Origin of the sequence: Actinoplanes sp. NBC_00393 (assembly GCF_036053395.1) — a bacterium.
Taxonomy (GTDB): domain Bacteria; phylum Actinomycetota; class Actinomycetes; order Mycobacteriales; family Micromonosporaceae; genus Actinoplanes.
In genome coordinates, this window is the sequence record NZ_CP107942.1 from 7,415,566 (window position 1) to 7,428,267 (window position 12,702).

Genomic DNA, 12,702 nt, shown 5'->3' on the forward strand with positions numbered 1-12,702 from the left:
GGGTCAGCCGTCGATGACGGCGATCAGGTCGCCTTCCTGGACCACGTCGCCCTCGTTCACCGCGAGCTGACCGACCGTCCCGTCGGACTCGGCGAGCACCGGGATCTCCATCTTCATGGACTCGAGGATCACCAGCGTGTCGCCTTCCGCGACAGTGTCGCCGACCGAGGCCACGACCTTCCACACGTTGGCCACCATCTCGGCCCGGATCTCGTCCGCCATCGCCGGTCGTCCTCCTCGTCAACGCTGTCGATTGACGCCATCAAATCATGGATCCGGAGCAGGTGAGTCTCAGGCCACGGGACGCGCCCACTACGATCGGCTGCGAGTCACACGCCAGGAACAGGAGTCGGCCATGGCCAAGAAAGCCCGTAAGAAGAAGGCTCGCAAGAAGAGCAGCGCGAACCACGGCAAGCGCCCCAACAGCTGAGCCGTCTGCATACGTGACGAAGGGCCCGGCAGCTCCCGCCGCCGGGCCCTTCGTCACGTTCAGATCAGGAACTCACGCGTCTCGGTCTGCACCTCGAGCTGATCGAGCTTGTGCCGCAGCCGGTCACGCAGCTCGGACGGGGCACGCTCGTCGCCGCAGCAGCGGCCGACCAGCGCCTTCACGTCGTGCTCGATGCCGAACTCCTGCAGGCACCCGGAGCAGTCGTCGAGATGCTTCTTGATCAGCTGGCGGCGTTCCTCGGAACACTCCAGATCGAGGTAGAGGTAGACCTCGCTGAGAACGACCGTGCAATCGGTCTCGTGCTCGTCGCTGGTCATCCCGTCAGGCCTCCTGCGGCTCGGACGTCGAGGTACGGCTGATACCGCGGTCAGCCGCGTACTGCTCGAGCAGCTTGCGCAGGTTGCGCCGGCCGCGGTGCAGCCGGGACATGACGGTGCCGATCGGCGTACCCATGATGTCGGCGATCTCCTTGTACGAGAAACCCTCGACATCGGCGAGGTAGACGGCGAGCCGGAAATCCTCCGGAAGAGACTGCAGCGCTTCCTTGATGTCGCTGTCCGGAAGCCGGTCCAGCGCCTCGGTCTCGGCCGACCGCAGACCCTGCGACGTGTGCGACTCGCTCGACGCGAGCTGCCAGTCGGTGATCTCCTCGGTCGGCGCCTGCACCGGCTGCCGCTGCTTACGCCGGTACGAGTTGATGTAGGTGTTCGTCAGGATCCGGTACAGCCAGGCCTTGAGGTTCGTACCCTCCTCGAACTGGTGAAACGCGGAGAACGCCTTCAGGAACGTCTCCTGCACCAGGTCTTCGGCATCGGCCGGGTTACGGGTCATCCGCAGTCCGGCGGCATACAACTGATCCACGAACGGCAACGCGTCGCGCTCGAACCGCCGGCGACGCTCGTCGGTCCGCTCCTTCTGGGCCACCCTGGACTCCCCCCTCGACCGCCCCGCCGAGGATACGGGTAGTGCCCGTGTAACGCCTTCGAAAACCGCGGGTGTGCCGACGCTCACCGAAGGGGGCGTTTGGGCCGCAGGCCATTCGGGTGAACTCAACAACGTCCGCACCCGGGCCGCCTCCCGGCCGTCACGCTGGACGTACTCGGTACCGGCTCGCACTACGAATACCCCTTCCCGCCGACATCTTCCGAGCGGTACAACCACAAACTCGCAAGTTGCATTCCGGAAGAGGGCGCCGGGTGACCCCCGTCGCAAGTGGATCAAGCGGCCCAGGCGTGCCTGCGCAACCAGCTCACGGCCAGCTCCGCGGTGGTGGACAGATCCTTGCGGAGATCGTGGACGGCACCCGGGCGGACCAGCACCTCGACCGAGCCGGTCGCGGTCGGCACCCCGAACGGATCACGATCACCATTGAGCACCAGCGTCGGGATCGAGGTGGGCAGCTCGCCGGCTCGGCTCTTCTCCGGCCGGCCCGGCGGATGCAGCGGGAAGGCCAGCGCCAGCACCCCCGTGGCCCCGAGCGTGGGCGCGGTCCGGCAGGCGACGCGCGCTCCGCTGGAGCGCCCGCCCAGGATCAACGGCATCTCCGGTACGCGTAAAGCGCCCACCACCGTCGTCCAAGCCTCGTCGAGGTGCCCGGCCGGCGCCGGGGCGCGACGGCCCGCGACCCGGTACGGCTGGGTCACCAGAGCGACCCGCACGCCGGCCGCCACCGCCGCGTCGTGCACCGCCACCAGGTCGGGCGCGTCGACGCCGCCCCCGGCACCGTGGCCGAGGACGAGCAGACTCCGCACCGGACCGGACGGCTCGGTGACGAGCACGGCAGCGGGGCCGCGTGGGGTTTCGATCGTTCGGGTGGAACTGGACACAAGGCCCGTTCTATCAGCGACTGACCGGTGTGAGCGTCAGGAACCGGCGATCGTCGTCGGAGTCGTCGTCCTCGACCATCTCGCCGTTCGCCTGGACCCGCTCCCGCCAGGCCACCAGCATGGCCCGCCGTTCCCGTGGCGTGGTGCCGCCCCAGACGCCGTGGCAGTCGCCGACCTGCAGCGCCCAGGCCAGACATGGGCCCTGCACGTCGCACGTGCCGCAGAGCGCGACGGCTCCGCCGGACGGCTCGTTCGGCGCGGGAAAGAACGTCTCCGGATCAACGCTGCGGCATGCGCCCCTCGTGCGCCACGCCTCATCGGTCTGCCGTTGCGCGATCGCCTCGAGCAGCCGCGGGTCGCGTCGCGCGATAGCCACCTCGTGCGGACGCGGCATGCGTGCTCGTGTCATCAGCCCACCTCCCCCGTGGGACCGGAACTGCTGTGGCGGCCGGGCCGCACCTTACGGTCCGGCACCACTCCGGCGCTGGTTTGTACCGCACCGTACAAGATCAGAACAAGGGGGTGATCTATCTTGAAACAAAGTTGTCGATCCAGAATGGGCGCATAAAGCGACAAAGACCATCGTTGATCTAGAGCTGTTCAGAAAAGCGTTACCTCGGCAACAGGTTCCACTAAGGCTGGACCGTTGTTTCGGACATTTCCGACATCGGAGCCTACTGGGCGTACCTCGATCGCCTCCAGATCCCGCTCGGAGAGCGGGCGAAGCAGCTCCTCGGGCTCCCCGCCGCCGGCCAGCCAATCCGCCCATCGGTCGGCCGGCAGGATCAGCGGCATCCGGTCGTGCACGCGGGTCAGGCCCCCGATCGCAGCGGTCGTCACCACGCTGCAGGTCAGCACGGACTCCGGACCCCACGCCGACCAGAGTCCGGCGAACGCCAGCGGCGTACCGTCCCCCGGGGTCATGTAGTAGGCCTGCTTCTGCTTGCCCGAGGTACGCACCCACTCGAACCAGCCGTCAGCCGGAATCAGGCACCGCCGCCGGGCGAACGACGGCGCGAACGACCGCAGCGTCGCCACCGTCTCCGCCCTGGCGTTGATCATGCGGGCGCCGCCGCGCAGGTCGGGCGCCCACGGCGGAACCAGCCCCCAGCGCGCGCTGTCGACGACGCGGGCCGCATCCCGCTGCGACATCCGCACCAGCGGCACCGGATCGGTGGGCGCGACGTTCCAGCTGGGCCGCAACGGCTCGGCCACGTCGACCGCCTCGAAGAACTGGCTCAGGTCGGCGTTGCTCCTGGTGGTCGCGTATCGCCCGCACATGCGCAGCACGGTACGCCCCGGCGGCCCCGACCGTCCGCCCGCAATGCCGCCCCTTCACCGCACCCCACGGCCGCGGCTCGGGTCAGCCGGACGGGTGGGGTGTCCCGTGGGCCGGGAACTCGCCGCGGAAATGTCGGTGGGCGGCGGCAGAATGGCGACCGTGACTGCTGAACCTCGCCCCTGGCTCGCCCCGCCCGCTTCCGGTCCGGTCACGGCGACCGTGCGCCTGCCCGGCTCCAAGTCGATGACCGCCCGGGCCCTGGTGCTCGCCGCGCTGGCCGACAGCCCGTCGGTGATCGAGGCGCCGCTGCGCGCCCGCGACACCGTGCTGATGTCCGCCGGCCTGCGCGCGCTCGGCGTCGGCGTCGACACCGGTGCGGACGACCGCTGGGTGGTGGAGCCAAGCCCGCTGCGCGGCCCGGCCCGGATCGACGTGGGGCTGGCCGGCACGATCATGCGGTTCCTGCCACCGGCGGCCGCGCTGGCCGAGGGCACCGTCGAGTTCGACGGCGACCCACACTCGCGCAACCGGCCACTGCGCCCGATCGTCGAGGCACTGCGCTCGCTCGGCGTGTCGATCGAGGCCTCGCCCACCGGCGGGCTGCCGCTCACCGTGCGCGGCGCCGGCCTGGTGGAGGGTGGCGAGGCGGTCATCGACGCCTCCGGCTCCAGCCAGTTCGTCTCCGGGCTGTTACTCTCCGCGGCCCGGTTCAGCAAGGGCCTGGTCCTGCGGCACGAGGGCCCACCGGTGCCGTCCGCCCCGCACCTGCGGATGACCACACACATGCTGCGCGCCGCCGGCGCGGTGGTGGACGAGAGCGTGCCCGACGTGTGGACCGTCCAGCCGGGCCCGCTGCAGGGGCGGACCTGGACGATCGAGCCGGACCTCTCCGGGGCAGCGCCGTTCTTCGCCGCCGCCGCGGTCACCGGCGGTTCGGTGACGCTGGCCGGCTGGCCGGCCGACAGCTGGCAGCCGGTCGACCGGGTCAAGGAGCTCTTCACCGAGCTGGGCGCCGAGGTGAGCCAGTCCGCCGAAGGCCTGACCGTGCGGGGCACCGGCACGCTGCGCGGGATCACCGCCGACCTTTCCGAGGTCAGCGAGCTCACCCCGGTGATCGCCGCCCTGGCCGCGCTCGCCGAGGGCCCGTCCGAGCTGCGCGGCGTCGCGCACATCCGCGGTCACGAGACCGACCGGATCAGCGCGCTGGCCACCGAGCTCGGCAAGGCCGGCGCCGAGATCACCGAGTTCCCGGACGGTCTGCGGATCGTGCCGCGGCCGCTGCACGGCACCACGTTCGAGACCTACGCCGACCACCGGATGGCACACGCCGCGGCGGTAATCGGCCTCGCCGTGCCGGAGATCAACCTCACCGACGTAGGTTGTACGTCGAAGACGTTGCCCGAGTTCCCCGAACTCTGGGCGGGACTCGTGGCGAGGAGCTAGATCTGCCAGGCCGTAAGCGGGAGTACGACGAGGACGACGTCCGGATCCGACCGGGCCGCTCGTCGCGTCCGCGTACCCGGTTGCGGCCGAAGCACGACGATGCGATCGACGCGCTGGTCATCACGGTCGACCGGGGGCGGTACGGGTGCGTGCGCGAGGACACCGGCGACACCGAGGTGATCACCGCGATGCGCGCCCGCGAGTTGGGCCGCAAGTCGGTGGTGGTCGGCGACCGGGTGGCGCTGGTCGGGGACGTCTCCGGTTCGCCGGGCGCGCTCGCCCGGATCGTCCGGATCGGTGAGCGCACCTCGGTGCTGCGGCGCACCGCGGATGACGACGACACCACGCCCGAGGGCCGCCTGGAACGGGTCGTGGTGGCGAACGCCGACCAGTTGGTGATCGTCAGCGCGCTGTCCGACCCGCCGCCGCGGACCGGGTTCATCGACCGGTGCCTGGTCGCGGCGTACGACGCGGATGTCGAGCCGCTGCTCTGCCTGACCAAGGCCGACCTGGCCGGGCCGGAGCAGGTGCTGGGCTACTACGCCGAGCTGGACCTGCCGTACGTCCTGGTGCGCCCGGGCAGCGACCTGGCCGAGCTCCGGGAGCGACTGTCCGGCCGGATCTCGGTGCTCGTGGGCCATTCCGGGGTGGGCAAGTCGACCCTGGTGAACCGTCTGGTGCCGGATGCGCTGCGGGCGGTCGGCGCGGTGAGCGCGATCGGCAAGGGCCGGCACACGTCGACCAGCGCGGTGGCGTTGCGGCTCCCGGCGATCGGCAGATCCCGGAAGGATCCGGGCTGGATCATCGACACACCCGGGATCCGCAGCTTCGGTCTAGCCCACGTCAGCGCGGAAAGCCTGCTCCACGGCTTCCCCGACCTGGTCGAGGGCACTCTGGAGGATCAGCCGAACTGCGGGCACACCACCGCGGACGCCGACTGCCGCCTCGACGCCTGGGTGGCCGACGGACACGCCGATCCCCGCCGGCTCGCCTCATACCGCCGCCTGCTCAGCTCCCGCGCCGGCGACCTGGACCAACGCGACCAGCCCGCCGACGAAACCCCCGCCGGCTGACCCCCGCCCTCCTCCAGCCGACCGCACCCTCCCATTCCTGCCTGACCGACGGCCGAGCAGACCCCAGCCGCCGCCCACGCACCCAACAAACCTCTCGAAACCCGCCTGCCGGGCGGCTCACATCCGCCAGCCGCCACTCAAGCACCCAACAGCCCCCTCATTCCATGCCTGACCGACGGCCGAGCAGACCCAGCCGCCACCCACGCACCCAACAAACCACTCGAAACCCGCCTGCCGGGCGGCTCACATCCGCCAGCCGCCACCCACGCACCCAACAGCCCCCTCATTCCATGCCTGACCGACGGCCGAGCACACCCAGCCGCCACCCACGCACCCAACAAACCACTCGAAACCCGCCTGACGGGCGGCTCCCATCCGCCAGCCGCCACTCAGGCACCCAACAGCCCCCTCATTCCATGCCTCGCCGACGGCCGAGCAGACCCAGCCGCCGCCCACGCATGTAACGACGGCTGCATTCCGTGTTCCTGCGCCAGCCGAGCCCGCTGAGCTGGCACCTGCGCACGTAACAGCGCTCCTATTCGGTGCGCCTGCCAATCGGCTTCGGGGGTGCTGGCAGGCAGGTCTGGTGTCAGCCCGGCCGGAGGGTTGGCGCCTGGGTGGCTGGGCCCGGCATCTGGTCGCTGGGCCCGGGCGGCGCCTGGTCACTAGGCCCGGGCCCTGGTCGCTGGGCCGCGGCGCCTGGTCACTGGGCCCGGGCACCTGGTCACTGGGCCCGGGCACCTGGTCGCTGGGCCCGGGCACCTGGTCGCTGGGCCCGGGCGCCCGGGTGGGCTGAGCCGGGTGCCTGGGTGGCTGAGCCGGGTGGCTGGGTGGGTGGCTGGGTGGAGTGGGTCTGGGCGGGAGGGCCTGGACCTGTGCGGCTGTGGCGTGGTGGATGGACTAGCTTGCTGGCATGGCTGGATACGCGGACGATCTTGCGCTTGCTCACCTGCTCGCCGACACGGCCGACTCGATCAGCACGGCTCGGTTTCGGGCGCTGGATCTGCGGGTTGAGGCGAAGCCGGATCTGACGCCGGTCTCGGACGCGGACACCGCGGTGGAGAAGGCGGTGCGGGCGACGCTGGCCCGGGCGCGGCCGCGGGACGGTGTGCTCGGGGAGGAGTTCGGGCGGTCGGTCGCGGCGGCGGGGCCGGGCAGCCGGTATTGGGTGATCGACCCGATCGACGGGACGAAGAACTTCGTCCGCGGCGTACCGATCTGGGCCACGCTGATTGCGTTGATGGAGGGTGACACTCCGGTGGTGGGCCTGGTGTCCGCGCCGGCTCTCGGCCGGCGCTGGTGGGCCGGGCGCGGGCTGGGCGCGTTCGCGGGCAAGCATCAGCACGCCGCGACCCGGATCAGCGTGTCGTCGGTGCGGAAGCTGACCGATGCGAGTTTCTGCTACGCCAGCCTGAACGGGTGGGCGGAAATGGGCCGCCTCGACCAGATGATGGACATTCTGCTCGGGGTGTGGCGGAGCCGGGCCTACGGCGACTTCTACGGGTACATGCTGCTCGCCGAAGGCGCGCTGGACGCGATGGCGGAACCGGAGCTGTCGCTGTGGGACATGGCGGCGCTGATCCCGATCGTCACCGAGGCGGGCGGCAAGATCACCGACTTGGACGGGCGGCCGACGGGCGACAAGAGTTCGGTGGTCGGGACCAACGGGCTGCTGCACGAGAGTGTCCTCGCGGCGCTGGCTCGCCGACCCTGATCAGCTGAGTGCCCGGTTCGGGAGTGAGACCACCCGAGCGGGGTACTTCCTCTGCATGCCCGCCGGGGGCGTATAACCCGATTTCAGGATTTATGCCTACTTGGTGGTGACCGCGGCAACGGATCCTCACGCGCCGAAATGCGAGGAGGGGACACGTTATGCACAATGGAGCGATCATGCCGAGCGAGGTTCGTCACCTGGTGGACCGCGGCCAGCCCTATCCCCTGGTCCGGCTGAGCGGGGTGCTCGACGACGAGACTGTCACACCGATCCGTTCAGCGTTGCTCGACGTCCTGGCCTCGCAGCCGGAGGCCATCGTCGTCGACGTCACCGGTCTGCAGGTGGCCCGGGCCGACGCGGTCTCCATGCTGCGTGAGCTCCTCGACGACACCCGGGACTGGCCAGGCAGCCATCTCACCCTCTGCGGTCCGTCCGACGCGGGGACCTGGAAGGCGAGCGGCTGGCCGGTGTGGCCGGACCCGGCCGGCGCGTTCGCGGCGCTCGGCAAGCCCGATACCGATCACCGGGTCAGCATCGAGCTGGAGCCCGTGGTGGGTGCGGCCCGCCGCTCGCGGGAGGTCATCACCGAGGCGTGCGGCCGGTGGGAGCAGCCCGAACTGGCTGGTAACGCCTGCATCGTGGCGACCGAGATGGTCAACAACGTGGTGGCCCACGCCCGTACGCCGATGCAGTTCCTCCTCGCCCTGCACGGCGGGACGATGAGCGTGGCGGTCCGGGACGGCTCACCCTCGATGCCCCGGTTCAACGGCCCGGTCGCACCGACCTCGTACGGCGGGCGCGGCCTGCTTCTGATCGACTCGGTGGCCGACCGCTGGGGTCACCTGCTGCTGGCCGACGGCAAGGTGGTGTGGGCACGGCTCGAAGCCGAGCCCGCGATGCCTGTATGACCGGCCCCACCCGTGGGTAGATTGCGGACATGCGAGACAACGACTACCCGGCAGAGGTCAGCGATCCGGAGGCGTCCGGGCTGCCGGACACCGCCGACGACGATTCCACGGCGTATGACGAGGTGAACAGCCCGCGGTGGAGCGACGGCCCGGACCCGGCCGCGCTCGCGGGCGTGGGTCCCGGCGGGTCGAACCGTTTCGGTGACACCGCCGAGGAGCAGCGGCAGGGCGAGGGACTGGACCGCCGGCTGCGGCAGGAGCAGCCGGACTTCGGCGCCGAGGAGGCGCTGCCGGAGCGCCGTGACCCGATCGACGAGACGGTGGACGACTCGGAGCAGCGCCAGTTCGACCGGGACGTCTGGGAGCCGGGCCCGACCTCGGACCCGCACTCGCAGGTCTCGCTCTACGACGACGGCCAGCTGGACGAGGAGGATCCGCAGGCGGTCGGCCGGCTGGTCGCGCCGGACGAGGGTTCGGGCTGGGACGAGGAGCCGGACAGCGTGGCGTACGACGCGGGCGCGGCCGGCGGCGGGGCGAGCGCCGAGGAGCTGGCCATGCACGAGACCCGAGCACCGGACTACGACTGAACACCCAAAAAAACCGACTGCGGCTGAACATTAAATCTCGGCTGCGCCTCTTGCCTGGTAGCCGGGCAGCTGAGCAGAGTGCAGCGGTGAAATACGCGCACCTGCTCGCGGCCGCAGTGCTGGTCCTGGGGATCGGCCCGGGCGCTCCCGCCCGGGCCGCCGACACGGTGAGCCGCTCCGCGCTCAGTGACGACTTCACCGGCGCCCGGGGCGGCGCGCCCGACGGCGCGAAGTGGGCGGTGGCCGGCGATGCGCGCCGCGCCCAGCTGACCGGCGACGGCGAGCTCTTCCTCGCCACGCAGCTGCGGACGCAGAAGACCCTCGGGCAGAAGTCCGGGCGGGCCGAGGCCCGGATCCGGATGAGCCGCGACGGCGGCGCCTGGCGTGCCCTGGGTGTGCTGACCCCGGACGGCGGGCTCCCGGCCGGCCGGGTGGAGGTCCTGGCCGACGACAGCGTGGGCAGCGAGGACTTCCACACGTACGTGATCGACTGGTCGCCCACCACACTGGTCTGGTCGGTCGACGGCCGCAAGGTCCTGCGCTTCACCCCGTCGACCGCGGGTCAGCCGTTCCGGCTGTCGCTCAACACGGCCGCCGGCGGGCGGGACCCGGACTCCATGCTGGTCGACTACGTGCGCGTCTCGGTCCGGGTCACCGTCCAGGCGACGAACTGGAAGATCCAGACGACGTATCGGCCCGGGAAGTACGTCCGCTACCGGGGCGAGCTGTACCGCGTACAGGAATTCCACACCTCGCTGCCGGGCTGGCAGCCCGATCTCGTGCCGGCGATTTTCAAAAAAGTGTGATCCGGAGGTTCCGGAACCCGTCTCCATTGACCGATGACAGTCGAACTTTAAAGACTGTTTGGAGTACGGTTCCCTCTCCCCCGGAGGATCCCCCATGCGCAAGTTACGCATCCTGCTCGGCGCGGCGATAGTCGCGACAACCCTGGCCAGCACCCTGACGCTGGCCTCCCGCAGCGACACCGCAGAGGCCGCGATCGGCCCGGTCACCTGGTCCGACGAGTTCAACGGCGCGGCCGGCGCACCGGTGGACGGCTCGAAGTGGAACTTCGACGTCGGCGGTGGCGGCTTCGGCAACAGCGAGCTGCAGTACTACACGAACTCGACGAACAACGTCCGGCAGAACGGCCAGGGCCAGCTCGCGATCACCGCGCGCAAGGAGAACCCGGCCAACTACCAGTGCTGGTACGGCACGTGCCAGTACACCTCGGGCCGGATCCTGACCTCCGGCAAGTTCACCCAGCGGTACGGCCGGTTCGAGGCCAGCATCAAGGTCCCGAAGGGCCAGGGCATCTGGCCGGCGTTCTGGATGCTCGGCGACAACCTGGGCAGCGTCGGCTGGCCGCAGTCCGGCGAGATCGACATCATGGAGAACGTCGGCAAGGAGCCGAACAAGCTCTACGGCACCGTGCACGGCCCCGGTTACTCCGGCGGCAGCGCGATCGGTGGCAGCCGCACCCTCGGCGCACCGCTCGGCGACGCCTTCCACCAGTACGCCGTGGAGTGGTCGCCGAACCTGATCGTCTGGTATCTGGACGGCTCCGAGTACTTCCGGGTCACCCCGGCCTCGCTCGGCGGCCGCCAGTGGGTCTTCGACCACCCGTTCTTCATGATCCTGAACGTGGCGGTCGGCGGTAACTGGCCGGGCAGCCCGGACGCCTCCACCTCGTTCCCGCAGACCATGCTGGTCGACTACGTCCGGGTCTCGGCCTGGAACGAAGGCACCACCCCGCCGCCGGCCACCGGCAACGCGCTGAAGAGCAACTTCAACGGCAAGTGCATCGACATCCCGGGCGCCAACGCGGTCGACGGCGCGCGGCTGCAGATGTGGGACTGCAACGGCAGCGGCGCCCAGAAGTGGACGTTCAACAGCGACGGCACCCTGCGAGCCCTGGGCAAGTGCATGGACCCGGCCGGTGGCGCGCTGGCCAACGGCACCCCGATCCAGCTGGTCACCTGCAACGGCAACCCGGTGCAGCGGTTCACCCTGTCGGCCGCCGGTGACCTGGTGAACGTCTCGGCGAACCGGTGTGTCGACATCGCCGAGTGGAACAACACCAACGGCGCCCGCCTGCACCTCTGGGACTGCGGCGGCACCGCAAACCAGAAGTGGACGCGGGCCTGAGGTAACAGCGGGGACCGGTCTACCGCGTCACGGTGTACCGGTCCCCGTAGACCCGCCAGCTCAGCGGGGTGACCAGGTCCAGGTTGCCGGCCCGCAGGAAGGCCCGCTGGGCGGTGTCCACCCGGGTGGTGTCGCGGTGCGCCGCCTCGGTACGCATCTCAGCCCGCCGAGCGTCCAGGAACGCGGAGAGATAGCTGATCTCGTCGCCGCCCTGGACCGGCGTCCGCTGCCCGGCCACCGCCCGCGCCCGGATCTCGCGCAGTCCGGCGACCCCGTGCATGACCGCGGCGTCGTAGTAGGCGAACTGGCCCAGCGCCCGCAGCCCGTCGGCCTCGGCGAGCCGCACCGCCGGCCGGAAGTACATCCGGTCCCGCGCCTCCTCCTGCACCTTCTGGAAGACCGGGTCGGCTGCGGACGCCCGCCACGCCGCCGGGAAGCCCGGGTCGAGCCCCTTGTGCGAGTCGGTGCCGTCCACCGCACGCAACGCCGGCAGGTAGCCGGCCAGACTGTTGTCCGGCTTTCGCCTGGTGTACTCGGTCACCACGGCGAGCATGTCGGAGGTGCCGGAGCAGAACCCGACGAGACCGCCGGTGTACCCGCGGCCGTCGCCCAGGTCCTCGATGTAGCCGTACAACGAGCGCCAGTCGAGCGTCGAGTTCTCCGCGCTGGCGACCAGCTTGAGCGCGGTCTCCTTCTTGACGTTCGCGGTCAGGTCCGCAGCGATCGCGGGCACCACAGCGGCAGCGGACTGGCCCGCCTCGGTCACCGGCGCGGCCGGCCCGGGACCGTACGCCCGCACGTCCCAGAGCGAGTAGCCGCCGGTGGTGCCCCGCTGGGTGGCCAGGATCCGCAGGTAGCGCCCGCTGCCGGCGAGGTTGTGGACGTCGTCGGTGCCGCCGTTGCCGGTCGCGGTGCGGTAGAGATCGGTCCACACCGAGCCGTTGCCGGAGATCTGGATCCGGTACGCCTTGGCGTATGCCTTCGCCCAGGCCAGCCGCACGCGGTGCACCTGCTGAGCGGCGCCGAGATCGATCTGGACCCACTGGGTGCCGGCGCCACCCGCACTGGACCAGCGGGTGCCGCGGTGCGCGTCGGTGACCTTGGCAGCGGCCCACGCGACGCTCTCGGTGGATGAGGCGAGCACCGGCCGCCGCAACGAGAGCAGCACGTCCGGGGACGCGCTGGCGGCCACGGAGACGGCCAGCGGAACACACAGAACAGCCGTTATCCCGGCACCCAGCGCGAAGGAACGCATACCTTCAACGCTAGG

General features: G+C 70.6%; 16 protein-coding genes. 9 read left to right on the top strand and 7 right to left on the bottom strand.

Features of this window, described 5'->3' with window-relative positions; translation table 11 throughout:
* Nucleotides 1-3 precede the first annotated feature (3 nt).
* Nucleotides 4-222, bottom strand: coding sequence for a biotin/lipoyl-binding carrier protein (locus tag OHA21_RS34220; RefSeq protein WP_328462068.1), 219 nt, complete (start codon nt 220-222; stop codon nt 4-6).
* Nucleotides 223-355: 133 nt separating this feature from the next.
* Between OHA21_RS34220 and OHA21_RS52840 the strand changes: the two genes are divergently transcribed.
* Nucleotides 356-430, top strand: a complete 75-nt coding sequence (locus OHA21_RS52840) for a 50S ribosomal protein bL37 (protein WP_369752275.1) — start codon at nt 356-358, stop codon at nt 428-430.
* Nucleotides 431-489: 59 nt separating this feature from the next.
* On the opposite strand, the gene rsrA is transcribed toward OHA21_RS52840, so the two are convergent.
* From rsrA to OHA21_RS34245, 5 genes are all read right to left on the bottom strand, one after another.
* Nucleotides 490-768, bottom strand: a complete 279-nt coding sequence (rsrA, locus tag OHA21_RS34225) for a mycothiol system anti-sigma-R factor (RefSeq protein ID WP_328462070.1) — start codon at nt 766-768, stop codon at nt 490-492.
* 4 nt (nt 769-772) lie between these two features.
* On the bottom strand, nt 773-1,567 hold the full coding sequence (locus OHA21_RS34230) for a sigma-70 family RNA polymerase sigma factor (RefSeq protein ID WP_328462072.1): 795 nt from the start codon (nt 1,565-1,567) through the stop codon (nt 773-775).
* 101 nt (nt 1,568-1,668) lie between these two features.
* Nucleotides 1,669-2,277: an alpha/beta hydrolase family protein gene (locus OHA21_RS34235; RefSeq protein ID WP_328462074.1), complete on the bottom strand. Its 609-nt coding sequence runs from the start codon at nt 2,275-2,277 to the stop codon at nt 1,669-1,671.
* 13 nt (nt 2,278-2,290) lie between these two features.
* Nucleotides 2,291-2,686: a WhiB family transcriptional regulator gene (locus OHA21_RS34240; protein ID WP_328462076.1), complete on the bottom strand. Its 396-nt coding sequence runs from the start codon at nt 2,684-2,686 to the stop codon at nt 2,291-2,293.
* Between the two features lie 191 nt (nt 2,687-2,877).
* Nucleotides 2,878-3,558, bottom strand: coding sequence for an SOS response-associated peptidase (locus OHA21_RS34245; protein ID WP_328462078.1), 681 nt, complete (start codon nt 3,556-3,558; stop codon nt 2,878-2,880).
* A gap of 151 nt (nt 3,559-3,709) precedes the next feature.
* Here OHA21_RS34245 and aroA point away from each other — a divergent pair, with 151 nt between their 5' ends.
* The 8 genes from aroA to OHA21_RS34285 all read left to right on the top strand — a co-directional run bounded on the left by aroA (nt 3,710) and on the right by OHA21_RS34285 (nt 11,432).
* On the top strand, nt 3,710-5,002 hold the full coding sequence (gene aroA, locus OHA21_RS34250) for a 3-phosphoshikimate 1-carboxyvinyltransferase (protein WP_328462080.1): 1,293 nt from the start codon (nt 3,710-3,712) through the stop codon (nt 5,000-5,002).
* A 2-nt stretch (nt 5,003-5,004) separates the two neighbouring features.
* The gene (rsgA, locus tag OHA21_RS34255; protein WP_328478717.1) at nt 5,005-6,075 is read left to right on the top strand and encodes a ribosome small subunit-dependent GTPase A; all 1,071 of its coding nucleotides are present in this window, start codon (nt 5,005-5,007) and stop codon (nt 6,073-6,075) included.
* Nucleotides 6,076-6,661: 586 nt separating this feature from the next.
* Nucleotides 6,662-6,871, top strand: coding sequence for a hypothetical protein (locus tag OHA21_RS34260; RefSeq protein WP_328462082.1), 210 nt, complete (start codon nt 6,662-6,664; stop codon nt 6,869-6,871).
* 117 nt (nt 6,872-6,988) lie between these two features.
* The gene (gene hisN, locus OHA21_RS34265) at nt 6,989-7,789 is read left to right on the top strand and encodes a histidinol-phosphatase (RefSeq protein WP_328462084.1); all 801 of its coding nucleotides are present in this window, start codon (nt 6,989-6,991) and stop codon (nt 7,787-7,789) included.
* A gap of 176 nt (nt 7,790-7,965) precedes the next feature.
* A complete protein-coding gene (locus OHA21_RS34270; protein ID WP_328462086.1) occupies nt 7,966-8,697 on the top strand; it encodes an ATP-binding protein in 732 nt (243 codons plus the stop codon).
* Between the two features lie 29 nt (nt 8,698-8,726).
* On the top strand, nt 8,727-9,284 hold the full coding sequence (locus tag OHA21_RS34275) for a DUF5709 domain-containing protein (RefSeq protein WP_328462088.1): 558 nt from the start codon (nt 8,727-8,729) through the stop codon (nt 9,282-9,284).
* 86 nt (nt 9,285-9,370) lie between these two features.
* Complete coding sequence (locus tag OHA21_RS34280) at nt 9,371-10,090, top strand: carbohydrate-binding protein (RefSeq protein WP_328462090.1); 720 nt, start codon at nt 9,371-9,373, stop codon at nt 10,088-10,090.
* Nucleotides 10,091-10,184: 94 nt separating this feature from the next.
* Nucleotides 10,185-11,432, top strand: coding sequence for a family 16 glycosylhydrolase (locus OHA21_RS34285; protein WP_328462092.1), 1,248 nt, complete (start codon nt 10,185-10,187; stop codon nt 11,430-11,432).
* Nucleotides 11,433-11,451: 19 nt separating this feature from the next.
* Here the strand turns inward: OHA21_RS34285 and OHA21_RS34290 are convergent, their stop codons facing one another.
* On the bottom strand, nt 11,452-12,687 hold the full coding sequence (locus OHA21_RS34290) for a chitosanase (protein ID WP_328462094.1): 1,236 nt from the start codon (nt 12,685-12,687) through the stop codon (nt 11,452-11,454).
* Nucleotides 12,688-12,702: the final 15 nt, after the last annotated feature.

Excerpts from the sequence above, each read along its gene's own strand:
- OHA21_RS34220 (WP_328462068.1), bottom strand. The coding sequence starts at position 222 with ATGGCGGACGAGATCCGGGCCGAGATGGTGGCCAACGTGTGGAAGGTC.
- OHA21_RS34245 (WP_328462078.1), bottom strand. The coding sequence starts at position 3,558 with ATGTGCGGGCGATACGCGACCACCAGGAGCAACGCCGACCTGAGCCAG.
- OHA21_RS34290 (WP_328462094.1), bottom strand. The coding sequence starts at position 12,687 with ATGCGTTCCTTCGCGCTGGGTGCCGGGATAACGGCTGTTCTGTGTGTT.
- OHA21_RS34240 (WP_328462076.1), bottom strand. The coding sequence starts at position 2,686 with ATGACACGAGCACGCATGCCGCGTCCGCACGAGGTGGCTATCGCGCGA.
- hisN (WP_328462084.1), top strand. The coding sequence starts at position 6,989 with ATGGCTGGATACGCGGACGATCTTGCGCTTGCTCACCTGCTCGCCGAC.
- OHA21_RS34285 (WP_328462092.1), top strand. The coding sequence starts at position 10,185 with ATGCGCAAGTTACGCATCCTGCTCGGCGCGGCGATAGTCGCGACAACC.
- aroA (WP_328462080.1), top strand. The coding sequence starts at position 3,710 with ATGGCGACCGTGACTGCTGAACCTCGCCCCTGGCTCGCCCCGCCCGCT.
- OHA21_RS34270 (WP_328462086.1), top strand. The coding sequence starts at position 7,966 with ATGCCGAGCGAGGTTCGTCACCTGGTGGACCGCGGCCAGCCCTATCCC.
- rsrA (WP_328462070.1), bottom strand. The coding sequence starts at position 768 with ATGACCAGCGACGAGCACGAGACCGATTGCACGGTCGTTCTCAGCGAG.
- OHA21_RS34275 (WP_328462088.1), top strand. The coding sequence starts at position 8,727 with ATGCGAGACAACGACTACCCGGCAGAGGTCAGCGATCCGGAGGCGTCC.